This window comes from Paenibacillus sp. FSL K6-0276 (assembly GCF_037977235.1).
Taxonomy (GTDB): Bacteria; Bacillota; Bacilli; order Paenibacillales; family Paenibacillaceae; genus Paenibacillus_AQ.
The window spans coordinates 5,947,565-5,971,844 of sequence record NZ_CP150276.1; the positions used below are offsets into that span (position 1 = coordinate 5,947,565).

A 24,280-nucleotide genomic window follows, 5' to 3' on the forward strand; every position below is an offset into this window, starting at 1 on the left:
ATGTTGCGATAAGATTGATAACTCAGCCGTTCCATAAATGATCTTGGAGCGTCTTTGTCATGTCCTCTTGATGGCTAGCAAACTGCTTGAATCTGTGTCCATTCGCTCCAGAAGGATGAGGAAATCCCCATAAACAGCGCCGCTGATCGAGTTTTCCCTCAGACACCATAAGCTGAAGCATGTTAGAGATGAGCATGTCATCCACCTCTCATGTCCCTATAATGACCCACTCACGAGATGCCCTTCGTACCATACCGCTTGACGCTCCGATCTTCTTGCTACTGCTTCAGCCGAGCAGCTAGCATGCAGCAGCACAAAGTTTGCAGTATCTCCAACCTTTGGCCATACCTGCTCACCTTTTAGATTAAGAGACGTTATCCCCCCTGTTATGAATCCAAGGGATTGAGATAATGACAATTCATCATTACACCCATATAATTCTGCGTACCGTCCCGCCTTCTCCAATTGATCCCCATTTCCAAAAGGAGACCAGTGATCCGTAAGGCTGTCCGTTGCCAACTTCACTTTTACACCTTGGCTATATAACATCGGCAGTGGCATCATGGTTCTCCCAATAGGCACCGTGGATGCAATAGTCATACCTAACGAGCCCATCCGTTTAGCCATTTCTTCTGCCTCTTGCTGCGGAGCACCTGCGAACCAGAATGCGTGACTAACGGTCACCTTGCCCTGCAAGCCAGCTTCTTCTGTCAGATCAGCCAAACGCGACAACGTCTGCTTTCCTGCTTCTTTTCCATCATGTAAGTGAATATCAATGCTGGCATTGTTCATAACCGCTAACTCGACCATGGTCTGAAGTGACTTCTCGATATCTCCATCCACTGAGTATGGATCGACACCACCTACATAGGTTGCCCCCTCTGCCAGAGATTGCTTTACCAATTCAACAGAATTGGAGCGAAGCAGACCATGCTGTGGAAAGGCTACAATTTCAGATGAAATTTTTCCGGAGAAGGTATCCAATGCTTGCAGGGTTGCTTCCAAACGCTTCAGACCACTGACAGGTTCGATATTACAATGACTACGTACATGCGTGGTACCGAAACTCTGTATAAGCTTCAAGATACTCTCCGCTTGTTGTCTCGCCATAGGCAGCAGCTTAGGCAATAATACCTTCTCTTCCTCAATCCGTTCGAATACACTGGTAGAAGGCTTTACCGCCTTCCATGGTCCAGCATAATATGTTTTATCTAAATGGATATGCGCCTCCTCAAAAGAAGGAAGCATCAATAACCCTTTGCAGTCATATTTAGGTAGATGCCCTTGAGGCTCCATTTCCGCTCCAATAACTTCAGAAATCGTATTTCCATCAATTCGGATATGACAAACCTTCGTATCCGTACCAACCACTTGTCCATCCTCAATAACATAACCCTGCTCTAAACTTATATTGGTTAACCAGTAAGAAGCATTTAACATGCTACCCCATCCTTTTCTCAACCATTTAATATAGGTATGACCGCTTTATCCTAAATGGTACCATAGCTCTTCCTATATAAAAAATATTGATCAATAGCTGCGTGTGGACCTGACTGTGACATTAGCCCGGGATTGAGCTTCTCCAATACTCCCAGCCTCTTTATCGAGTAGCTCATCCACCCGCAGGCCCTTCAGCCCCCTTCTAGGAATCTCCTTCAAGACTTCTTCCAGTCCTGTGACCATGTTCAGCGGCGCTTCTCGATCTGCCCCCGGTGTATCACCATTGTCGTGCAGAACGATGATAGAACCGGGTTTAATCTTTTTCAATAAGTCATGCTTTAATTGCGCTGCGCTAACAGACGCTTTCCAGTCTCCCACCATTACAGACCACAACACAATCCGATAGGAACGTCTGATTAAAACAAGATCGCCTAAATTAAGGAGCCCCCAGGGAGGTCGATAAAAGATAGGCCGCTCTCCTGTAATTCGCTTGACAATGTCAGCGGTGCGATCCACTTGCTTCCGTCTATTGGTCCATGGCAAGTAGCACCAGTTGGACGTATGAGTATAGTTATGAATGCCAATCTGGTGTCCTTCCCGATGCATTCGCTGGATTAAATCCGGGAATTGCTCAGCCTTTTTGCCTAATACGAAGAAGGTTGCCTTTACGTCATGTTCCTTTAATAAGTCCAGTACTTGAGGTGTATAGCAAGGGTCAGGTCCGTCATCAAAAGTAAAGGCAACTTCCTTGGCAGCATTTCCTCTGGATACAACACCCCACCCCAATATTCGAGTAGTCACAAAAGGAACGATCATATAAAGAATAATCACATCTATAGCTAAAATAATGAGCGTCCACATCAGGAAACCGCCTCTTTCCTTCGCGGGGCAAACCGCGCTTTCAAAGACTGCTTACTAAGCACAAGCATCATGGGAGTTAACTTCTCGGTGCTGTCCTCTACGCGTTGTTTCCCCTCCGGATGCAGCATACGAAGTAAGAACCGAAGATAGAATCCATACCATTTCCGCTGCCAGTTGGACTTGATAGGATGCTGCTCAAACCCTATTCCATGAATGATCCCTCGGTGAAGTAACGTAATCCCAGTTAGCGCCTGTACTTTGCTTAGTTCTGGATTGCTATCTAGCTCACGACTGATCTCCTTCATGGCCTCGCGAAGCATGCGTGCAGTACGGATTCCGGCCCGATCAGTACCGAGTGTACGCGTAAGCTGCACTACCTGACGATTATCCAGATGAAGCTCACCGACCCAATCTCCCGGAAGTATTTGGTGCCCATCTTGGCAGACTACACTTTCACCGTGATACTTCAGCACCACCAATTTACATATCCCGTATCTCCACACGGACTGGCTGCGGAATTTGGTGACAACAGCAAATATGTTCTCCCACATCATCCAAAGGGATTGAGAGAATAATTTTATAAATGAAACGGAGGCTACCATCATTCTTCCTTCTTTCCTGTTTTAAGTTTATCTTCTAGCGAAATCCTTCACTAAACGCCGCGTATACCTGCCGATCATCTTTACTAAACCGTTGCCAAGATAAGCACCTATCCATAGAAACACCGCACCTAACAGCATGAACAGAAGTGAGGTGTTGAGTGTTTTATTTTCAATCCCGAATAACGATATAGAAGAGACATCGATAAAATACAAGACAGGTGACAATAAGAGAATAATTGGAGCCAAGTAAAAAAGAGTTGCACATATGAGACTGAGCATCCCAATTCCAAATTGCAGCATCAACCCAATAATCGCTCTCCAGTTATGTTCATTCAGAAATTCTGCCTTAACCTTTTCCCACAAGCTACCTTCTTCTTGAGATCGGGTTGGGAGCGTGCGAACGGAGATATCCGTATAGATTTTCGTTCGAATTCGCTCATGCTGTAAAAAAGTCTCGGTAGAACGTAAAACATAATAAAGGATCGGAATCCCTACTAGGGTAAAAGACATCGCAACTCCAAAGGTGATGCCCACCAAATAAAAGCAAAAATAAAACAGCCCGGTGGTAAAAGTAATTAGTAAAAAACAGAAATTCCTCACATGTTTGCGGATCATTTGATTCATACTCTTCTCTCCCTCTCTGCAATAAAAAATTGTTCATCTACGCAGCTCTTATGCTAATGCTCCCGATGTAAAATCGACCAGTGCCATAATGTCATATGACAGTCATTTCATACAAAAAAACACCCTATTGCCTACTCCCGCAAGGGAATATGGACAACAAGGTGCTCGCTCGTCAATTTCAAATGATTCGGTTATGGTTAATCCAACGTTCCAAAGGCTTTCTCTACAGCCTCTTCGCGGTTCCGGACACCCAGCTTAGCATAGATGGTAGAAGCGTAATTTCTCACCGTCCCATCGGACAAATATAGTTTAGCGGCAATGGACTTATAACGCATGCCCTTTGACAGGCATTCTAGAATCTCCAGCTCACGCGGGGTCAGCCCATATTCATTACTCTGCTCAGTCTGCGCTTCAGAAGCTGGATGCATCTCATAATGATCAATTAATATATTCGTAATAGCTGGTGTTATCATCTTCACACCCCGATGTACGAGACGTATACCTTCGAATAGCTCCTGCGGCTCTGTAGACTTTAACAAGTAGCCATCTGCCCCGTTTTGCAGTGCTTCGACTGCCATATCTGTTTCTTGAAAAGTTGTCAGGATCAACACTCGTACCCCTGGCCACTTTTGCTTGATAAGCTTCGTCGCTTCCGCACCGTCCATGCCTGGCATATTTAAGTCCATCAGCACCACGTGAGGTTGATCCTGCTCACAGTAGCTTACTGCATGCTCACCATTCTCTGCTAACCCTATGATCTCAAAATCCGGCTCCTGCTCCAGTATAATTCGTAAACTATCGCGGATATAAGGCTGATCATCTACCAGCAATAAACGAACCATTTCCTCTCGTATCTCTTCAAGCCTTGGCAAACTACAGGTCACTAAGGTTCCTTCCCCTGGCTTAGAGTAAAAATATACTTGCCCTTGCAAGTTAGAAGCTCGTTCCTTCATCGCGTTCAGACCAAATCCTGCTTTTAAATCCTCTGCGCCTAATCCATTATCCTGCACATCCAGCCGGATCAACTTCTCTTCGTAATGTAGACTAATGACAATTTCACTGGCTCGACCATGACGTACAGCGTTGGTTATCGACTCTTGCAAGCATCTGTATAAAGTCATTTGGGCCTGCTTGGATACTGTGTATGCCTCTCCAAACGTTCTTAGGCGAATCTTAACCTTCGAGAAGGTCTGGAAATCATCCACTAATTTCTGCAGGGACTGTATAAGCGTCAACGAATCCTGCGAAGAGCCCACATGGTGCAAATATCGCCGAACGTCATCCAAGCCATTACGGGTTAGCTTTAACAAGGCATCTATCTTTTGCTCCCCATCCGAAGTGTTCACCTCCGTACGTAAAGTCTCTAACCCCATAAGAATCGAAGTATAAGAATGCCCCACCGTATCATGCAGATCTTTGGATAACCGATTGCGTTCTTCCAGAAGTGTCATGCGCTCGACTTGTGAGATATACTGCTCCAAAACAGCATTTTGGTCCTTAATAATTCCGCTCTGCTTATGATTCACTACCAGTAAATGAAAAGCAAAGCCAAGCGTATACACCAAACCAATGTTCAGGATCATCGATACAGCATCCACTTGTTGTGACAATCTAGATAACATAATTGGAATCAAAATAACCGTGATCGGAGCTGACCAACGATAAGACTTCTGTGCACTATTGCTGGCGATCATAAAAGCGCTAGGTAGAAAAGTTACATATGATTCAGGAAATAGAGCAGCCAAATATAAGCATAGACCACCCGAAAGGAGAATCTCCGCAATCAGATAATATTTATAATGAAGCTGCAAACAAAACCAAGGCACTGAAAAAGAGATCAGCCCCCAAACAAACGCAATCCAGAACGGAATCGTGAAATCCTCCGAAAGATAACACATGGTGATCAATAAAGAAGTAGAAAAACAAATCCGAAACAGGAGGACGAGCCAATCGTACCAGAACCACTGCTTAACCAGATTAAACACTGAATTGCCCCCTATATACTGTGCTGACTAGACCTTTATTATAGTGTAACCCCTTGAGGCCTTACTAGTTACAAAAGGTCATGAGTTGGGATGACATAGCATTAATGCAAAAAGGATGTCGTCCCTTTAGGGGCAGCATCCTTGATCAATCCTCTATTCATATCACGAATTAAAACTTAATTCGTGAAAATCCATTGTCTGTCTTTACATATCCCACGCCGTTGCCCACATAGTTGAAATTAAAATCATCCTTCAGCTTAAAAGCATAATCTACTGCGAGTGTTTTAGGATTTAAAACATATGTGGCGGAACCCGGGAAGCCAAGCTCAATATTGCCATCCTGTAATCGGTTCAACGAAACAAAAAATTCTGTCTCATCTTGAAGAGCTACCGACTTAACCAATCCTTTGACATTATATAGGGACAACTTACCATTGGAGTAAATCCCATAAACCTCACCAAGTGAGGAGACGACAGCATTTCCTGCAATATCTCTTCCCCATAGTAATTTACCTTTAGGGTTGAATCCGAACAACCGATTCCCTGTCTTTGGTATATTGGCACGGACTAATACAGTTCCATCGGAAAGCACCTGATTGTAAGACACTTCAGTGTACGAATCAGCTGGTAATTGATATGTAAACACTGAATTTAACGAAGAATCAAGAGCCTGGATGCGTGAACCTTTCCCACCTCCGTAATTCGTTTGAATTAAGATACGATTTCCTTGCGCCAATACCGTTCCTTTGTAAGAAATATTTTTTATTTTAGTTCCATTTTTATTAATTAAAGTTAGTGACCCAGCATAATTTCCATCGTCATCAAAGTTACCTTGGGATGCAAAGACTAAGCTCCCGTTATCAAGTCTATATAAGTATCCCTCTGTTTGAGACAAATTCACTTTCCATTTCCGTTTTCCGTCAGGTCCCACAGCGTAGATCTGAGTGGCGTCAGGAGAGAGATTATCTGTAAAGGTTATGTATACCGTTCCTTCTGGCGCCACTAAATAATCCTTGGATTCACGAAACATCGCTGTGCCCGGGTCTGCAAAATTAACTGACCACTTCAGCTTCCCTGTCTGTGTGTCATAGGATTTCAGCGTATCCACCAACCATATCTTAGTTTGGGTAGCATGCTCTTCCTTTGTGTGGAGATACACTGTATTTAATGAGGGAACCTCCACAGGACCCCCTTCCATACTTTCTAATTCCCCCACAACATTCAGCTGACTCCACTCCGAATTAGGTAATTTCGTTACTGTTCCAGCAGCTTCTACGACAGTAGATGACACTGCACTTACGGTAACCAGCAAGAGAGCAAGCAAACCTGTAAATATTCCTTTTTTCAAAAATATCAACCTTTCTTTCCATATATAGTATGTATCCTGTTACTTTACTCCCTTTTTTAAGGGACAACAAGATTAGATTAAACATCTTTTTATATGAAAGTCCGCATTGTATGACTGTACATATTATTTAGCCAGAAAATCACAGGCACATAAGGAGTGGGATTTAAGATGAGTGGGGCGAACAGCATCCAGCATACGTCCTACCCAAATATAATCAAGATCAGTGGGTGGATTTACAGGATTATCAGAATACATCTATCGAAGAAATCGTGCTTTTATGGAGCAGCTTAAATAAACGAATCGTCAAAGTCATTGCCAAGATTCCTAACGACAAACTGAGCTATCTCTGTGATCATCATTTGGATCGTTGCAGCGTATATTGCTTACAAGCTTTTTTTAAGAATCTTTCTGTACACCAAATCGTCGTATAATTAAGTCCAATTCACACCATAATGTACTAGAATTTTGACTTCTTGTTCGGAATGCTGTACATTACAAAGTAGACGAACAATTCATAAACCAAAATACTATAATGTTCGCATTTAGAGGTGTATATAATGAAAAAAGTATTCGATTATGAAGATATTCAGTTAATTCCTGCAAAATGTATCGTAAATAGCCGTTCTGAGTGTGATACAACAGTCACCTTAGGCGGTCATACTTTTAGATTACCTGTGGTACCCGCAAATATGCAAACCATCATAGATGAGAAGATCGCCAGCTTCTTAGCGGAAAATGGCTACTTCTACATTATGCATCGTTTTGAACCGGAGAAGCGTACGTCTTTCATCAAAGATATGCACTCCCGCGGATTAATCGCATCCATAAGTGTCGGAGTCAAAGAAGAAGAGTATGATTTCGTTGAACAATTATCAAACGAACAGCTGATTCCGGAATTCATTACGATCGATATTGCACATGGTCATTCCGAGGCTGTCATTCGAATGATCAAACATATTAAACAGTATTTACCTACCAGTTTCGTTATTGCTGGAAACGTGGGAACTCCTGAAGGCGTTAGAGAATTAGAGAACGCTGGGGCCGACGCTACTAAAGTAGGGATTGGACCAGGGAAAGTATGTATCACGAAGATTAAGACTGGATTCGGTACAGGTGGCTGGCAATTGGCTGCACTGCGCTTGTGTGCCAAGGCTGCAAGTAAGCCTATTATCGCTGACGGAGGCATTCGGACGCATGGTGATATCGCCAAATCCATTAGATTTGGTGCTTCCATGGTCATGATCGGTTCCTTATTTGCTGGGCATGAAGAATCTCCTGGTGATACCATCGAGATCGATGGAAAGCTGTATAAAGAATACTTTGGCTCCGCTTCTGAATACCAAAAAGGTGAAAAGAAGAATGTTGAGGGCAAAAAAATAGTTGTCGAACACAAAGGCGCTTTAGCAGAAACATTGAGAGAGATGGAGCAAGATCTTCAGTCCTCGATTTCTTATGCTGGAGGCAATAAATTAGAAGCCATTCGTAAAGTAGATTATGTTATCGTTAAGAATTCCATTTTTAATGGTGACAAGGTCTATTAAATCGTAAAGAGGTGAGTAAGACGACTTAGGTCGTTCTTGCTCACCTTTTTTTTAGGTTGTTATGATTTCCGCTATACCACTTTGGGGTAATCATCTAATAGGCTATTAGATTGAACAAGAGAGGATAATCCCTATGCGGCAAGCTATGATTATTATTAACCCCTCATCCGGTAAAGAAGAAGCTGGCGGGGATGGCACGCTTCACGAGACCATTAATGGTCTTATGAATCAGAAACAACACCCAAAGTTAGGTGTAGTCCCTTTAGGAACGGTTAATGATTTTGCCCGCGCGTTACAGATTCCGCTGAATCCCGAAATAGCTATTCAAACCCTTGCTTCCTCTAACGTAAAGACAGTAGATATTGGTTGCTTGAATGACCGCTTATTCGGTAACGTTGTTGCTGTAGGTTCAATCGCCGGATCATTATCCTCCGTATCAACCGAAGAGAAAACCAAGTTCATTATGACGAGAAGACATGCAAGGCGAATCCCCACTCTTCCTCGCCGTGTTAACCAACTCAGTCGGTGGATTCGTGAATCTGATACCTGATGCTGCGGTTGACGATGGTCTGCTTCACTGTTTTATTATTCAAGACCTCAGTATACTTAATACCATTACAGCCAGTATATCTTTACTACTTGGCAACCTTAAGGATCATAAAGACGTTGTCTATTTCACGGCCCAAATTGTAAGTGTAAGCTCTCCAGAAGCCGTAAGAACCAATGTAGATGGTGAAGAAGGTCCGATTTTACCGATTACGCTAAGTGTTCTCCCTCGTCATATCCAAGTCATTGTGCCGGAAGTGGACTAACAAATAAAAGCAGTCCGGAACTCAAATAGTTCCAGACTGCCATTAATCTAATCTATGGATGCCCCGTTCCATATCTTCTTTTTGCAAATAACTTATAAAAATTCTATTCCGCTACAATAAACTTTTTACTTAATAACCACATTCCGCCGCTAATCCCTAAGAAATAGATGGGCATTGTCAGTAATGAACCATTATGCAGAGCGCTCATTCCCCACGTCGCCAAGCTAACCAGCAAATAATACCCCAAGCTGAAGATCGCACCTGCTGTTCCCACAACATCCTGGAAATTGACAAGCGCAAGACTTAGACAATTAGGTAAGGCAATACCGGCCCCCATTAACATGACAAAAAGGGTTATTAGAATGCTTACCATCACTATCATATCCGGCAACGAGGCAAGGCTGCCTGCGATTGTTAATAGCAAAGCTCCGCTGGTCATCACTAGACAGCCGATGTGAATTATTTTTTCCGGAGCATAGACAGTTAATAATCTTTTGGAGATCATCGCTCCCATAATCGATGCCAGGGCTACAATAATGCCTAAGAAACCATAGACTCCCGGCGAAATGTTAAAGTGTTCAATGAATATAAAGGGTGCTTCAGCATAGTAACTAAACAAGATCCCGTTAATGCCTCCTATTAGCACTCCGAACACCAGTACACGTGGCAACGCGAGCATTCTTTTAAATATAGGTAGAATTGCTACCTTTTTTCTCGCGGAAACATCAGTCGTTTCTGGCAACTTCCAAAAAGCATACATAAATAACAACACACTTATCATTACTAATGTAAAGAAAACCGCTCGAAAACCAAAAGCTTGGTCCACAAATCCGCCAATAAGTGGCCCTACTGCTGGAGTAAAAGCAATCACCGCCGAGATCTGGGCAAACATGGCATGTCGTTTATTCCCGGAGACACTCTCCCGAAGAATAGTTTGGGTAATAATTGAGCCTGTCGCTGCTCCAAACGCTTGAATGAAACGGCTCACTAACAGTAGATTAATGGATTCCGAGTAAAAACACATCAAGCTTCCTACACCATATACAATGAGGCCACCCAGCATGGCAGGTCTCCGTCCGATGAAATCAGAGAGCCAACCCCAACAGAAAACACCTAAAGCAAATCCGATAAAATATATACTTAATGTTAATTGTACAGAACTATTAGAGACCCCAAGTGCTACGGCAATATCCGGTAACGATGGAGTGTAGATCGTCTCACTAATTTGCGGAAAAGCCACAAGAACAATCATTAGTAGTAAAGATGGTGCTGCGTATTTTTTCATATTAAATTCGCCCTCCTACAAGCTTATATCCTAGAACAACAAGAATATGAGCCTAGCTAGGGAAATGGGGGCATCATTATGACAAGACGACTATAGATCATCATGTTCGATATTACCTTTCATTGTTAAGCTTTCTTTGTTATATAGGAGGGTTTCAATTATTCAAATAAAATATCATTATATACGGTAATAGAAAAGCTTTCAAACGAAACGCTCGCTTCGCCTGAGAGCATATTTATGTTATGAGTTTTGTTCCGATAATCCATGTACAGTTATACCAGCGGCGCTGGACTTCTTTTTTTCTTGAGAAGCATGTAGCTTTACCATCACAAATCTTGCAAATGGCTGTATCAATATACTTTCTGCGAACAGTGCAATTAGGAAATTTCTTGGCCAATTCGCTAAGAAGTGATTAAACGTTTGAGAACTCAAACCGTTTCCGATAATGTCTCCAATAAACGTCATACAAAATGACATTCCTAATATAGTGAACAAGATGCGGAATAGAATTTTGGCGTTGAAGCTATCGGTGGGTTGTGTGAATTTAGCTGTCAGCTTTTCTGCAATACGACCAATAACAACAGGCTCAATAATCATGACAATTACCCAAATGATCGGAAACACCTTAAGAATCGTTAAGGCAACTTCACCATTGAATTCTCCAACCCCTAAAATGATATTTATTGAAGACATAAACAGTACAGTCAATGTACAGATGATTGCGCCGTATAATGCACCCTCTTTGCCGTTTCTCGGTAATCTTACTTCTTGATTCATGATGTTCATCCTTTCAATATTGTCGGTAATAGTTTGGAGATAGTCTTTAGGGGTGCTGTAGATTGTTGTGTCTGACACAGCATGATCGCACCCTCAATCGAGGTTGTCATCAATAAAGCAACATCAGAAGCTACTTCATTCGAGAAGCCTTCAGTTACAAGCTTCGTGTAGTAAATAGTCTGAATGTTCTCATAAAGTGAGTTACATGCTTGGCGGACAGGTTCACTGACCGTAGCCATTTCACTGACAATACTGCTAAATGTATAGCCTGTAAGCTTGCCCTCGGTTTCTAAGTTGTGAATTAACTTATTAAGCATGAATTGCGTGGCCTCTTGCGTAGAAGAATGCCCTTTGAAAATGTCCTCCATATCTATTGTTATTGCTTCATTTAATCCCTTTAAACAAGCAATTAATAGTTCTTCTTTTCCATTTGGAAAATGATGATAGAGCGCTCCTTTTGTAACATCACAAGCTTTTAAAATTTCACTAACGCCTACACTCTTATAACCTTTTTGTTGAAAAAGGAGTGTTGCCTTATCAATCATTAGCGATTTCGTATCCACAATTACGTATCCCCCTAACATACCAACCGGTCTGTTTGTTATTATAACAATATAATATCCGTTAATGTAAGTTTTTTTGCTTTATTTCAAAAAAGCATTGAAATTTTCATTTAACACAGCAAAAAAAGTCCCTACTCATGTTGTGCCGGTGGAGGCAAAGTTGCCGTCCCACTTGGATTAATGATATCATTCTGATGAAGTTATCTTGCTTTAAAGGAGGAATACCTGATGAAAAAGAGATCGCTAAAATATTTGTCTTTTGGTATTGGGTATTCTACTGCTGTTTTTTTCTAGAATTAATTATTGATGGGATAGATCTGTCAAAAATTAAGATAAACTAAAAAACAGTGGAGATATATAACCTAGCTATCGTTATGTATCTTCTATTTAAAGGAGACTTCATAAAAATGAACTTAAACAATAATGTGATTACAAGATATAATCCAGAAAATATTGCGAAACCCGTTGGTAACTATAGTCATGTAACAAAAATAAGTAGAAATGCTGAAATGTATGTATTTTCTGGCCAAATTGGAATCGATCAAAACAATCATATCCCTACAGATTTTAATCAGCAGGTAACAAATACGATGAGTAATATAGTTGAAGTCCTTTCTTCTCAAAAGCTAACTCCTGATAATGTAATCAAAATCAACATTTGGGCCACGGAAGAAATCGATTGGGATCATTTCTATGAAATTTGGAATGAAGTATTCGGGATGACACCTCCTTCAATGACCATTGCTTATGTTAAAGGATTAGGTTTACCTAAATTAAAAATTGAATTAGATGTTTGGGCTGCAGGTTAAACCCTGCACAAAACGAGCCTTAGAAGCGATTCTAAAGGCTCGTTTTTCTAATAGAGCGCCCTTTACAACAACAAAAAAGGCTCAGTTTCCTGAGCCCTTGAAATACAATTTTTATCTTTTTATATCTGAAGAATTATCCCAACATTCCACTTGCTCCAGACCCTCAATGCTATCTTTATAAAAGACAGGATCTTTCCCTTCACGTTTCTGCCGCTTATAATCCTTCAAGGCAGCAAAGGCTACTTTGGATAATAGAAGGATGGCAATCAAATTTACGATAACCATGAGACCCATAAATAAGTCAGCCAAATCCCATACCAACTGAACCTTTGCTACAGAGCCAAAAACAATCATCGCCAAGACACTGTATCTGTAGAATAATAATACTTTTTTGTTAGAGTTCAAGAATTCTATATTGGTTTCGCCATAGTAATAATTTCCGATTAACGTGCTGAAGGCAAATAGTAAAATCATAATCGCCAATGATCCGGATGCCCATGAACCAATATGCTCGCTTAATGCAGCTTGTGTCAGCTTAATTCCGTCTAGCCCCGGCTGCTTATACGCATCGGACAGCAAGATAATAAACGCCGTACTCGAACAAATAAGTAATGTATCAGTAAGTACCCCAAGGGCTTGCATTAGCCCCTGCTTCACCGGATGACTTGTGGTTGCCGTTGCCGCAGCATTAGGCGCACTACCCATACCCGCTTCGTTAGAGAACAAACCACGTTTCACACCCTGTAGAATCACTGCACCAAAAGATCCACCTGCGACCTGTTCAAATCCGAAGGCACTTTTCACAATGAGCGCCAGAATTGCCGGAAGTTCCGTAATATTAATTAGCATGATAATAAGAGCAGCCCCAATATAGATTCCTGCCATTACCACTACAATATATTCAGACATTCTAGCGATACGCTTAACACCGCCGAAGATAACCACCGCAAAGGCAGCAGCGATTATAAACCCAAGAACAGCTCGATTAGTGCCAAAAGAATTTTCAAAGGCCACTGTCACCGTATTCGATTGGACCGCGTTAAATACAAGACCGAAGGATAATGTGATCAGAACCGCAAATATCGATCCCATCCAGCGCTTGTTCAGGCCTTGCTCCATATAATAGGCAGGACCACCGCGAAATCCGGTCTTATCCTTCACTTTATATACCTGTGCCAAAGTACTTTCAATAAATCCGGATGCTGATCCAATAATGGCAATCACCCACATCCAGAAGATAGCCCCTGGTCCACCTATTGCAATAGCAATTGCGATCCCCGTTATATTACCTGTCCCTACCCTCGCTGCCATACTGATACAGAAGGCCTGGAACGATGAAATACTATCTTTTGACCTTTCATTGGACCCTTTGAGGACCCTAAACATTTCTTTGAACATACCAAACTGTACAAATTTCGATCTTATGGTGAAATAAAGTCCACAAACAATAAGAAGGATCACCAGTATTTTCGACCACAGAAAGTCATTTGTTACGCTAATCATATTATCTAAAAATTGTTGCATGTAATTCCGCCTCTCCATTCTGTCGATACCAAGTTGCTAAGCTAATAACACATAGTATTTTCAAATATAACAGTCATTATTTCAAATGCCAATAAAAAAGTAACTTTCATAACATCACTTCTGAGTAGGATTTTGCATACTTTTCAGAATTATGGTAGAAAATACTATTCATATCTGCAGAGAGGTGGATTTTAGCCACATGAATAAGGAACAAAAAGATATGATTTTAACGGATCGACAGGGTCATCCGATTACAGATAATCAAAATATACGAACTGTAGGAAATCGGGCCATCGACGCCAGAAAACTAGCACTTTATCGAGAAGATATGTGAATTACGAACCGTCCTCACTTGGCGGGTTGAAGGAAGCAGCCCCTTCGGGCAAGCTGGAGACACTTATAGCAAGTTCGAAGATTGGGAACGGGATGAATTGATTCATAACTTGGTCGATGCACTGAAAATATGTGCGCCCGTTATTCAGAACAATATGATTGAACATTTCACAAAAGCTGATCCAGACTACGGTCGTCGAGTAGCTGAAGGTCTTGCTCAAACTAAAGTCGACTTCGCGCATCTCGGTTCATCAGATAATAGAGATGGCGCCGAAATTGCAAAGCAATCAGGAAAACAAACGGATGGCTATTAAAGGTTAATAAAAGGGTTAAGGGACCTGTTGTATGGTTCTTTAACCCTTTTTTTGATTTTGGGATCTTTCACTTTGCCATATTCACGTAACATACGAATACTATAATTATTTTGTAACTAAGGTCATAGGAGGAACAAACCGTGCAGAATACAACAATATTAATTACTGGGGGAACCGGATCTTGGGGACGACAACTCGTGAAACGTCTATTGGAAAGAGACCCTAAAGAAATTCGAATATTTTCCCGTAATGAGTCTCTTCAAGTTGAACTACAACAGGAATATCATCATAATCCCAAACTAACGTTTATCATTGGTGATATTCGTGATAAGCATGAAATAATGCAGGCTTGCCATCAAGTGGATTATATCTATCATTTAGCGGCCTTGAAGCATGTCCCGATCTGTGAACAACAACCGGACAGTGCGATGAAGACTAACGTACTCGGAACCCAGCATGTGATTCAGGCAGCTATTAAACATGAAATTAAAAAAGTGGTCTATGTGTCGACCGATAAAGCAGCACATCCATCGAGTACCTACGGAATGACAAAATCACTAGGCGAAAAGCTAATGGTCCATGCCAATCTCAGACAAACCAAAACCCAGTTCGTATGTGTGAGGAGTGGCAACGTACTCGGATCAACGGGCAGCGTGGTTCCTATTTTCAAACAAAGTATTGAGGATGGGGTAGACATTTCCCTTACGGATGCTAGAATGACTCGTTTTTTCTTAACTATAGATGACGCGATTACCCTACTCCTTAAAGCGACAGAAGAAAGCAGAGGCGGAGAAGTCTTTGTGACCAAGATGCCTGCTTGCAGCATAAAGGATCTTGCCCAAGTCTTAATTGACGACTTATCAACTAGCACGATCCAAATCAAGGAAACGGGCATTCGTCCAGGTGAAAGCTTAAGTGAGGCACTTATTTCGGAATTTGAGAGTGCATCTTCTATTCATCTGGATGATCACTATTATGTGATTCTCCCTCCTTTTCCTATTGAAGGTTTACAGGAAGTTTATGCCTCATACCCTCCTGTGGACTTCCAAAGTTATGATTCGGATCATGTGTTGATGAGTAAACCCGCGATAAAAGAAATGTTACAACAAGGTGGGTTTCTAGCATGAGTACCTCGATCGTATTTACAGGTGGGGGCTCCGCAGGCCATGTATCCGGTAACCTCGTGTTGATCCCTAAGTGTCTAGCAGAGAATTGGGACGTCCATTATATAGGCTCCGAACAAGGAATTGAGCGCAAGCTTTTGTCTGACTACAAGGAGGAGGTAACCTACCATCCCATTTCTACAGGAAAATTGAGACGCTACTTCGATTGGAAGAATGTGACCGATGTGTTCAGAATCATGAAAGGTATCTTTCAATCTTACCGACTCCTAAGAACCATCAAGCCAAATGTCATTTTCTCCAAAGGTGGATTTGTATCTGTACCGGTTGTAATAGGAGCCAAGCTCAATAAAGTACCTATAATTATTTATGAACCAGACCTAAATCTTGGACTAGCTAATAAAATCTCACTTCCGTTTACCACTCACCTGTGTACAAATTTTCTGGATACTGTAACCAAATCTGCTTCGCTCAAAGCTGTTCATATGGGACCGCTCTTGAAGGAGCAATTCAAATTAGCTGATAAACAACGTGGTTTAGCCTTTTGCGGATTTACCTCTGTTAAGCCTGTTCTTCTTATTATGGGAGGAAGCCAAGGGGCGCACAGCATTAACCAAATGGTGAACAATGTACTCTCTGAGTTGATAGATAAATTTCAAGTGGTTCATATCTGCGGGGAGGGAAAGGTTGATTATCACCTCTCTATGTCAGGTTACAAATCTTATGAATTCATTACAAGCTGCGAGTTGCCACATTTATTAGCTATGGCCGATGTTGTCGTGTCACGTGCAGGCTCAAGCTCTATGATGGAGCTTCTTTCTATGCAAAAACCAATGTTATTAATTCCGCATACAAATGGTGGGAGCCGCTCTGGTCAACTTGCCCAGGCCCAGTATTTTCAACAAATTGGACTCGCTGAAATGTTACTTGAAGAAGAAATGACCATTCAAAGCTTTGTTCATTCGATTATGAAACTATACGAGAACCGCTCTACTTACAAAGATAGAATGAAACCTTATGAGAACGGCAGAGGAGCTTATAAGGTAATGAATTTAATCAAGAAAGTAAGTGGTGAAGACTTAAGAATGATAAAGCTAGGCAAGGTTTAGATGGGAATGAAGCTAGCTAATTGGTTACTCCTCTGCTTTATCGCTGTGGTCTGTATTTTGGTTTATTTTGGGCAGTCTCTGCTCAAATAGATAAGAACCCCATCGTTGGTTTGGATCATTCATCGATGGGGTTATTTGAAAGATCCATTTCAGAGACCATCCTTCACATTGCCAACCACAGCAGCTTATTGCGCTGACAATCGTACTACTGCGCCACGGATCTGAAATATTGATACACCTGATTTAACTTCTTCTCATGCTTTCCTTTCGGACTCTCCATATTCCCAAACTCAAAGAACTTCACTTTCTTGATTCCGCAATACTGAAACAACGCTTTTCTCATGAGCACTTTGTGGGCATTATTCAACCAATATAAGGGATAGAGCGTCGGACCCTTCATACTGGAAACACAGACCACCGATTTCCCTTTCAGCAACCCTTCGGGCATAAGTCCACCCTTTTCTCTATACGCAAAATTTGAAGCAAACATCTGGTCGATATAACCGAGTAGCATAGCCGGAGGTCGTCCCCACCAGATCGGATACACAAACACAATCTTGTCGGCCTGACGAATCTGCTTACGATACTTCTCTAGCTTGGGATCGATATGCATATCTCTTCTACGTTTATTTTCATTAAAGACCAGCACCGGATCAAATTGCTCTTCGTATAGATCAAGCACCTCAATCTTCGAGATCTGATTATTGTCACTACTTCCTTGAATGACTTTGTTGAAAAATGCATAACTTAGACTTTGATGATTCGGATGTGTATAGATGACTAAGACGTTCATTGCCCCACCTCTTTAATTATCATTTGATAACTAAATGGTATCACACCCCTTATTTAGTTGTCAAATGATAATTGTATTATGATAATTAGTTTGCTATGGTTTAATATGAGGTGATCCTTATGGACAAAGAAGCGTTTTTCCAAAAAATTGTGACCTTTACGACGGCAGTCCATGAAGTAACATATGACTTAACCAAAGATATTAAACCGGACGATATCACGCCTGTTCAATATAGTATTCTGGAGTATATTGCGGTTAGCCAGCCCGTTACTCTCAGTCAAATTAGCGATTGCAAGAATATCTCTATGCCAAACACGAGCCGTGAGCTCAAGAAATTAACAGAAAAGAATCTTTGTGAAAAGTTTGATGTCGCAGAGGATCGGCGTAAGCAGATGATTCGGTTATCTGACGCTGGACAAGCGATGATGAACGGGGCTTTTGAACGGATCGGTGAACGGTTTCTGAGCCGGATTAAAGATGCTTCCGAAGAAGAATTAGAAGAAATCAACCGAGCGCTGGATGTGCTTCAATCCAAGGTGTTTAACAGGGATAAGTGATTGGGACAGTATAAGCGAACCGCATTCGGAAAATAAAAAAGGGACTATCCCATAAGCCATGAAATGGCATCTTGGGACAGTCCTCTTTGTTTTGGAACAAGTTGCTTGCTAACGTAGATTTACTAATTCGTGATTCCGCGGATAAAGGTCTCAAAGTTGTCAGCCAAGCGTGTGATCTTGTATTTGTTATCTCGATCTACATGAATAACCTCGGGTTCGCCATCATTTCCAAACTCGCGGTAATCCAGCATGATTACTTCATTCTCAGAAGGACAATCACAAATCACTACACCAACTTCAGGATAACCTCCATTTTCAATCATAAAGCGACTGCCTGAGGCTCCACATAGCGATTTATTCTTTTCTCGCCCAATGCCCAGGATACCTGAAATCGTAATAGACTCTCCTGTTTCCGAATTGGGGTACCGATTGTTAATTGGGATTCCCCCATTATGTAACCTCATCATATCCACATAGAAAGCAGGCAGCTTGAAGACCAGCTCTTCTTGCACAGAAGCTACCATTTCATCCGTAGGCGGGTCGGAAACATATTCTTCTAACGCATACTCGCTGTCATCCCAAAAGTTTGAGAAGTCGAACGCCATTACTGGTTTCTTTACAGGCTTGTTCATAGGCTTCTTTGCAGTTCTTTTGGCCAATTTACGCCGGATCCATCCCAGAAACTCCAAGGTATCCTCATCATCGGGTTCCAATTGATCTGCGGCCGTAAATGCTTTTAAGGCTTCCTCATATTGCTTCAGATAGTAATAAGAAACCCCAATGCGGTAATGCCAGAGCGGATCCTCCTCACCCTCCTCTGCAATGGTCAAGAACTGCTCTAGTCCCTCTTCATATTGCCCGAGATTATTAAGCGCTCTACCCAGATGACTAGTTAGTACGTAATCTCTTTCCTCTTCAGGAATTTCCGTTATTGCATCCACGATTTCTTGAAATTCGTCCTCTTCATGCCACGTATCCAGTTGTGCTAAAAGCTCATCACTCATCATTTATTCCTCCTAGTAACGATCACTCTAAATACCTATTAGAAATTATACCATTTATGGACTATGCCCAGCCAATAACGCATGTCCTGCTTAGGTACTAGTCAAAAGACAATTCCCCTTTGCGCTGCGAATGAATTTGCGGAATATGCAGCTCTCGTAAGACAGGCACTTTCTCCTGCACACTGTTTTTATTAAACTTCTTCAGTATACACAGGCATAATTTAATTTTTTTTAAAAAAACAGACCGCAGGATTGAGAGGCCACTGAAAAAGTTCTTTCTAGATCATACATTTAAGGAGTCAGTCGTAACTACGGAGAATATTTGGACTTCCGGCCGCTGTTGTCTCCAGATTTCCTGAATTGTACCGCTGTTAGCGGTTAAAATCCGGAGAGAAATGCGGTCGCTATCGCTCCTCCAGTTCCAAATTTCCCCTTCGCTACGCCCCTCTAATGTTTTTAAGTTCAAGTTATAAAGGCGCCTTTTGGAGGCCCATGAAAACTCCATTCCAGGACACCCATCCTCGATCTTTTCGAGGATGGGTGTCCTGTTTTGCTGTATAATGATTGTATTAATTTCAGGTGGTGTCTCGGATGATTTCAAACCAACAATCCCTTAACCTCAGTCCATTTATGGCTATTTACGATATCGTCGTACCTAAAGATAATATGCTACGACAAATAAATGACCTCGTAGATTTTTCCTTTGTTCATGAAGAATTACAGAATAAATATTGCCTGGATAATGGTCGCAATGCCGTGCCTCCCATTCGTATGTTCAAGTATTTATTACTAAAATCGATCTTTGATTTATCAGATGTCGATGTCGTAGAACGTTCTAAATATGATATGTCCCTCAAATACTTCTTAGATATGGCGCCTGAAGATGAGGTCATCAATCCTAGTTCACTCACGAAGTTTCGTAAACTCCGGTTGAAAGACGTGAACCTGCTCGACATGCTGATTCAAAAAACGGTGGAAATCGCATTGGAAAAAGAAATCATTAAGAGCCGATCAATTATTGTGGATGCTACCCACACAAAATCACGATTCAATCAACAATCACCAAAAGAAATTTTGATGGAGAAGTCTAAGCTATTGCGGAAGGCAGTTTATCAGATCAATGAAAACATGAAAGATAAATTCCCGCCAAAAACAACGACAAACGAATTAGTGGATGAACTGGACTATTGCCAAAAAGTAATTGACGTCGTGGAAAAAGAAGAAAGCATCCGCGAATACCCAAAGGTAAAGGAAAAGTTGAACTACTTAAAAGAAATCGTAGAAGATCACGTGGAGCACCTCCAATTCTCAAATGATCCAGATGCACGTGTAGGTCACAAAACGGCAGATTCCTCTTTCTTTGGCTATAAAACACATATTGCAATGAATGATGAACGTATTATTACAGCTGCAGTAATTACAACAGGTGAAAAAAGTGATGGAAAACAACTTCAATCCTTGATTACTAAAAGTCGTAAAACGGGTATGGAAATCGATACGATCATTGGAGATACAGCCTATTCTGAGAAAGAGAATATCCAATATGCCCATGAAAATGGATTGCAATTAGTATCCAAATTACACCCATTAATTACGCAAGGAAAACGTAAAAAAGAAAATGAATTTGAGTTTAATAAAGATGCAGGAATGTACGTTTGTAAAGCCGGACAGATGGCAACTCGCAGGGCACGTACGGGGACAAAAAATGTAGGAGCAAATCAAGTAGATACCTATTACTTTGATATCGATAAGTGTAAGCAATGCCCCTTAAAAGAAGGTTGTTATAAAGAAGGAGCAAAATCGAAAACCTATTCAATCAGTATCAAATCAACGGAGCATAGCGAGCAGCAAACTTTCCAAGAAAGTGAATATTTTAAAGAGAAGGCAAGAGAACGTTATAAAATTGAAGCAAAGAATAGTGAACTAAAACACAGACATGGGTATGATGTGGCATCTTCCTCAGGTCTCGTCGGCATGCACATGCAAGGAGCAATGGCTATATTTGCAGTAAATCTCAAAAGAATATTGACGCTATTAAAGTAAAGAGCATGAGGAATACATAAAATAAAGGCGAATTCTCACTCAGAATGGAGGGGGATTCGCCTTTAGCTGTTTAAGCTCATTTTACAGATTCTTAAAACACACGTTTTTCAGTGGCCTCCAGGATTGATCCGGTCTGTTTGCGTATACAGAAATTTATGAGCACCCTTCACTGTCCGTTTTCGATCCTCTGCATGAACTCTTCAACGGCGCTATAGCCAAGCTGCTTCAGATACCAGTTGTTAGCGGCTGCTTCGATCAGGCCGGCTACGTCGCGGCCGGGCTGAAGCTGGATTTCAATATGCGGAATTTTGACGCCGAGATATTCCGTGAACTTAGGTTCGAGTTCAAGCTCATTGTTCAAGGAATTCTCTCGCCATGGAGACAACTCGATATCGAGTACGATTCGCGTCTCTTCCTGAAAAGCTCTACGCCCGTACTGGCGTACGACATTGATCAGACCGATACTGCGCAGCGCTAGGAACTCGCGGGTCGTCTCGTTATGTGTGCCGAGAAGCGTCGCCGGTCCCAGCTTCTTAAGCACCACGATATCATCCGCCACAAACCGATGCCCCCTTCTAATGAGCGTGTGCGCGGTCTCGCTTTTTCCAATCCCTGACTTGCCCCTGAGTAGGACACCTATACCGGACACGTTTACACATACCCCATGAATTGAAAGTTCTGGCGCCAGCGCCTTCACCAGATAGGTGTCAATCTTTGCGATGAACTCTGTCGTCGTCTCCTCCGTCCGAAGCAGCGGTATACCTTCTTGCTCGCAGAATAGCGTTAAATAAGGAATCTCCTGCTGACCTGTCGTCACAATAAAGCATGGTGGATGATATTTGACGATATTACCAATATGTAACTTGCGTTGCTCAACGCTTAGCTTCAACAGATAATTGATTTCTTTGCAACCCAATACTTGTACCCGTTTCATTGGAAAAAAATCGAAGTAACCAACGAACTCCAGGCCAGGTCTATGCGTCTTTGAACGAGTTATTTCACGATCCATACAGCTGGCACCTGCAAGCACTTCCAGCTTAAACGTTTCCGTTAGGCTTTGGACGGTAGTCGATTTCAATGTTGTTCTCCTCCTGTGGTTACGTATCTTGAATACGCAATACGGTTACCGGGATATATTCAACGAAGAACGGAATGATTCCTGCAAAAGCACTACTATAGGCAAGGAAAACCAGATCGTTGTCTCCAACAGGCGGGTTGTTTGCTCCACTTTAATCCATCTCATCATTTTCGATCAGCATTTGGATTTGACAACCGTAGGATTCAGTATCAAACAAATCGTTATATAATTCTATCTCGATAACATTTTTTACGTTCAGATTGTTTTCTTCTATATAGCTTAGTATTTTATTTACGCGTTCCACTTCGTTTTCCTTACGATAAGCCACAGTTACATACCTTCCTTCCGGAAGGATTTGCACATGTGAATCGACTTCTGTGCTTTCGTCCCCTTCAAAACCATGAAACACATATCGAGGTTCGAGTTTTCCCTCTGCATTCAGGGTGTATAGAATGCCTCTCTCCATGGTCATTTTCTTGGTCTGACTCCGTATGATCTTCTCCAAGTCCGAATAATACAAGAGCTCTCTGAGACTACCCGCTTCTCTACATGGAGCCGTCAACACATAACGCTTCTCTATAAATTGAATGATGATCTGATCCTGATTCAAGATTTCTTTGGAGGACTCGACACTCTTGTTTAAATTATCAATATTTTGAATAACCTCTTTCACTTGTTTCAGATTTTCTTCCGCTTCCTGTTTCTTCACTTGCAGAAATTCGATTAATTTGTCAGTGTTACTTTCTTTAAAAATCTCCTGAAGTTCATTGATACTGGTGCCAAAAGACCGGCAGCCTTTAATGATGTCTATATAAATAAATTGATCTAAGGAATAATACCGATATCCTGTCGTGGGATCGATATACCTGGGAACCAGGATGCCCATTTTGTGATAATATCTCAGGGCTTTTATAGATACCTCTTTTATTTTGGTAACTTCACCGATTGAAAACAGGTTTTCCATTTAAATTCCTCCTCCGTTACATTGTCCATCCCCATCCTTGACTCTCTCCTAAGGGGAGACCTTATGATCATTATAAAGAAAGTCCCCCTAAGAAAGGAAAGTGTATCAACATGTCTGAGGTTATCTATAGAGAGATTATGAAGGACGATTATGACCGCATCAAACAATTAATTGATGAAGCATTCGGTATCCATGACCTTGTTCAAGATAAACAATTTTTAGATATTATATTGAACCTATATTTGCAAAGCTGTATTCTGGGTAGTTCTTTCAGCAAAGTCGCTGTAAAAGACAACAGAGTCATTGGTATTATTCTGGGCAAAGCCCAAAAGGATAAACATCGCTTAGCCAAAACCCATAATCTTTTAAGTCTTGCGAATACCTTCATCAAAATCATCACGGCAAATAAAAAAAATAAAAAATCCGCTAAAGAACTAGCGAGGGTTCAACATACGTATAAAGAGATTATTCAAGGAAAAGAAGACGATTTCCAAGGTTATATCGAGTTGTTCATTGTATCTGAGGAATCTAGAGGTCTTGGTGTGGGAAAAACGCTGATGCAACATTTGTCTAATTACATGAGAAGTATGGATGTAGATTCGATCTACGTGTATACAGATAACAGATGCAACTATGGTTTTTACGAAAGTCAGAACTTTAAGCGGCTGAACGAAAAAGAAATCTATCTGGATTCCATCCAGAATAAACTTCTTATTCTTCTATATGGTCATCATGTTAAGTAACGATTGCAAGCTTACTTCAAGTAAACAAAAGGCGTTCAATCACCGTTGAA

Annotated in this window: 25 protein-coding genes and 1 pseudogene; 11 read left to right on the forward strand and 15 right to left on the reverse strand. The window is 41.5% G+C overall.

Annotated features, from left to right (window positions below; translation table 11 throughout):
* Positions 1-216: 216 nt before the first annotated feature.
* From MHH52_RS28050 to MHH52_RS28075, 6 genes are all read right to left on the reverse strand, one after another.
* Positions 217-1,440: an amidohydrolase gene (locus tag MHH52_RS28050; RefSeq protein WP_340005702.1), complete on the reverse strand. Its 1,224-nt coding sequence runs from the start codon at positions 1,438-1,440 to the stop codon at positions 217-219.
* A 90-nt stretch (positions 1,441-1,530) separates the two neighbouring features.
* On the reverse strand, positions 1,531-2,301 hold the full coding sequence (locus MHH52_RS28055; protein ID WP_340005705.1) for a polysaccharide deacetylase family protein: 771 nt from the start codon (positions 2,299-2,301) through the stop codon (positions 1,531-1,533).
* Positions 2,301-2,855: a polysaccharide deacetylase gene (locus MHH52_RS28060; RefSeq protein WP_340005707.1), complete on the reverse strand. Its 555-nt coding sequence runs from the start codon at positions 2,853-2,855 to the stop codon at positions 2,301-2,303. Before MHH52_RS28060 ends, MHH52_RS28055 begins: the two co-directional genes overlap by 1 nt.
* 75 nt (positions 2,856-2,930) lie before the next feature.
* A complete protein-coding gene (locus tag MHH52_RS28065; RefSeq protein WP_340005709.1) occupies positions 2,931-3,527 on the reverse strand; it encodes a sensor domain-containing protein in 597 nt (198 codons plus the stop codon).
* Between the two features lie 197 nt (positions 3,528-3,724).
* Entirely contained in the window at positions 3,725-5,512 is a 1,788-nt protein-coding gene (locus MHH52_RS28070) for a hybrid sensor histidine kinase/response regulator transcription factor (protein ID WP_340005711.1), read from the reverse strand.
* A gap of 169 nt (positions 5,513-5,681) precedes the next feature.
* Complete coding sequence (locus tag MHH52_RS28075; RefSeq protein ID WP_340005713.1) at positions 5,682-6,860, reverse strand: hypothetical protein; 1,179 nt, start codon at positions 6,858-6,860, stop codon at positions 5,682-5,684.
* A 557-nt stretch (positions 6,861-7,417) separates the two neighbouring features.
* Between MHH52_RS28075 and guaC the strand changes: the two genes are divergently transcribed.
* The 3 genes from guaC (at position 7,418) to MHH52_RS28090 (ending at position 9,213) form a co-directional block, all read left to right on the forward strand.
* The gene (gene guaC / locus MHH52_RS28080) at positions 7,418-8,401 is read left to right on the forward strand and encodes a GMP reductase (protein WP_340005715.1); all 984 of its coding nucleotides are present in this window, start codon (positions 7,418-7,420) and stop codon (positions 8,399-8,401) included.
* A gap of 133 nt (positions 8,402-8,534) precedes the next feature.
* Entirely contained in the window at positions 8,535-8,951 is a 417-nt protein-coding gene (locus MHH52_RS28085) for a diacylglycerol kinase family protein (protein WP_340005717.1), read from the forward strand.
* Positions 8,935-9,213 carry a hypothetical protein gene (locus MHH52_RS28090; RefSeq protein WP_340005719.1) on the forward strand — a complete coding sequence of 93 codons (279 nt, stop codon included), beginning with the start codon at positions 8,935-8,937 and terminating at the stop codon, positions 9,211-9,213. Before MHH52_RS28085 ends, MHH52_RS28090 begins: the two co-directional genes overlap by 17 nt.
* A gap of 103 nt (positions 9,214-9,316) precedes the next feature.
* On the opposite strand, the gene MHH52_RS28095 is transcribed toward MHH52_RS28090, so the two are convergent.
* From MHH52_RS28095 to MHH52_RS28105, 3 genes are all read right to left on the reverse strand, one after another.
* Positions 9,317-10,498 (reverse strand): multidrug effflux MFS transporter, encoded by a 1,182-nt coding sequence (locus MHH52_RS28095; protein WP_340005721.1) that lies wholly within the window; start codon positions 10,496-10,498, stop codon positions 9,317-9,319.
* 240 nt (positions 10,499-10,738) lie between these two features.
* Positions 10,739-11,275 (reverse strand): DUF2798 domain-containing protein, encoded by a 537-nt coding sequence (locus MHH52_RS28100; RefSeq protein ID WP_340005723.1) that lies wholly within the window; start codon positions 11,273-11,275, stop codon positions 10,739-10,741.
* A gap of 5 nt (positions 11,276-11,280) precedes the next feature.
* Positions 11,281-11,838, reverse strand: coding sequence for a TetR/AcrR family transcriptional regulator (locus MHH52_RS28105; RefSeq protein WP_340005725.1), 558 nt, complete (start codon positions 11,836-11,838; stop codon positions 11,281-11,283).
* A gap of 407 nt (positions 11,839-12,245) precedes the next feature.
* Between MHH52_RS28105 and MHH52_RS28110 the strand changes: the two genes are divergently transcribed.
* Complete coding sequence (locus MHH52_RS28110; RefSeq protein WP_340005727.1) at positions 12,246-12,647, forward strand: RidA family protein; 402 nt, start codon at positions 12,246-12,248, stop codon at positions 12,645-12,647.
* A gap of 111 nt (positions 12,648-12,758) precedes the next feature.
* Here MHH52_RS28110 and MHH52_RS28115 read toward each other — a convergent pair whose 3' ends face one another.
* Positions 12,759-14,171: an alanine/glycine:cation symporter family protein gene (locus MHH52_RS28115; protein ID WP_340005729.1), complete on the reverse strand. Its 1,413-nt coding sequence runs from the start codon at positions 14,169-14,171 to the stop codon at positions 12,759-12,761.
* A gap of 199 nt (positions 14,172-14,370) precedes the next feature.
* Between MHH52_RS28115 and MHH52_RS28120 the strand changes: the two genes are divergently transcribed.
* The 4 genes and pseudogenes from MHH52_RS28120 (at position 14,371) to MHH52_RS28135 (ending at position 17,048) form a co-directional block, all read left to right on the forward strand.
* Positions 14,371-14,505 carry a hypothetical protein gene (locus MHH52_RS28120; protein ID WP_340005731.1) on the forward strand — a complete coding sequence of 45 codons (135 nt, stop codon included), beginning with the start codon at positions 14,371-14,373 and terminating at the stop codon, positions 14,503-14,505.
* Positions 14,499-14,818 (forward strand): annotated as a pseudogene (locus MHH52_RS28125) (catalase-related domain-containing protein); the annotation flags it as partial. The gene MHH52_RS28120 and the pseudogene MHH52_RS28125, both read left to right, overlap by 7 nt.
* Before the next feature lie 140 nt (positions 14,819-14,958).
* Positions 14,959-15,945 carry an SDR family NAD(P)-dependent oxidoreductase gene (locus MHH52_RS28130; RefSeq protein WP_340005733.1) on the forward strand — a complete coding sequence of 329 codons (987 nt, stop codon included), beginning with the start codon at positions 14,959-14,961 and terminating at the stop codon, positions 15,943-15,945.
* Positions 15,942-17,048, forward strand: coding sequence for an undecaprenyldiphospho-muramoylpentapeptide beta-N-acetylglucosaminyltransferase (locus tag MHH52_RS28135; protein WP_340005735.1), 1,107 nt, complete (start codon positions 15,942-15,944; stop codon positions 17,046-17,048). Before MHH52_RS28130 ends, MHH52_RS28135 begins: the two co-directional genes overlap by 4 nt.
* A 205-nt stretch (positions 17,049-17,253) precedes the next feature.
* Here MHH52_RS28135 and MHH52_RS28140 read toward each other — a convergent pair whose 3' ends face one another.
* Positions 17,254-17,841 carry an NAD(P)H-dependent oxidoreductase gene (locus MHH52_RS28140; RefSeq protein ID WP_340005736.1) on the reverse strand — a complete coding sequence of 196 codons (588 nt, stop codon included), beginning with the start codon at positions 17,839-17,841 and terminating at the stop codon, positions 17,254-17,256.
* 119 nt (positions 17,842-17,960) lie between these two features.
* Here MHH52_RS28140 and MHH52_RS28145 point away from each other — a divergent pair, with 119 nt between their 5' ends.
* Positions 17,961-18,398 (forward strand): MarR family transcriptional regulator, encoded by a 438-nt coding sequence (locus MHH52_RS28145; RefSeq protein WP_340005738.1) that lies wholly within the window; start codon positions 17,961-17,963, stop codon positions 18,396-18,398.
* A 122-nt stretch (positions 18,399-18,520) separates the two neighbouring features.
* On the opposite strand, the gene MHH52_RS28150 is transcribed toward MHH52_RS28145, so the two are convergent.
* Positions 18,521-19,402: an SMI1/KNR4 family protein gene (locus tag MHH52_RS28150; RefSeq protein WP_340009862.1), complete on the reverse strand. Its 882-nt coding sequence runs from the start codon at positions 19,400-19,402 to the stop codon at positions 18,521-18,523.
* Positions 19,403-19,685: 283 nt separating this feature from the next.
* On the reverse strand, positions 19,686-19,868 hold the full coding sequence (locus tag MHH52_RS28155) for a hypothetical protein (RefSeq protein WP_340005741.1): 183 nt from the start codon (positions 19,866-19,868) through the stop codon (positions 19,686-19,688).
* A 125-nt stretch (positions 19,869-19,993) separates the two neighbouring features.
* On the opposite strand from MHH52_RS28155, the gene MHH52_RS28160 reads away from it, so the two are divergent.
* Positions 19,994-21,445, forward strand: a complete 1,452-nt coding sequence (locus tag MHH52_RS28160; RefSeq protein WP_340005743.1) for an IS1182 family transposase — start codon at positions 19,994-19,996, stop codon at positions 21,443-21,445.
* A gap of 166 nt (positions 21,446-21,611) precedes the next feature.
* Here the strand turns inward: MHH52_RS28160 and hprK are convergent, their stop codons facing one another.
* Together hprK and MHH52_RS28170 are read right to left on the reverse strand one after the other, a co-directional pair.
* The gene (gene hprK / locus MHH52_RS28165) at positions 21,612-22,523 is read right to left on the reverse strand and encodes an HPr(Ser) kinase/phosphatase (protein ID WP_313637902.1); all 912 of its coding nucleotides are present in this window, start codon (positions 22,521-22,523) and stop codon (positions 21,612-21,614) included.
* Between the two features lie 151 nt (positions 22,524-22,674).
* Entirely contained in the window at positions 22,675-23,487 is an 813-nt protein-coding gene (locus tag MHH52_RS28170; protein ID WP_340005746.1) for a helix-turn-helix domain-containing protein, read from the reverse strand.
* 110 nt (positions 23,488-23,597) lie between these two features.
* Between MHH52_RS28170 and MHH52_RS28175 the strand changes: the two genes are divergently transcribed.
* Positions 23,598-24,230 (forward strand): GNAT family N-acetyltransferase, encoded by a 633-nt coding sequence (locus MHH52_RS28175; RefSeq protein ID WP_313637900.1) that lies wholly within the window; start codon positions 23,598-23,600, stop codon positions 24,228-24,230.
* Positions 24,231-24,280 lie beyond the last annotated feature (50 nt).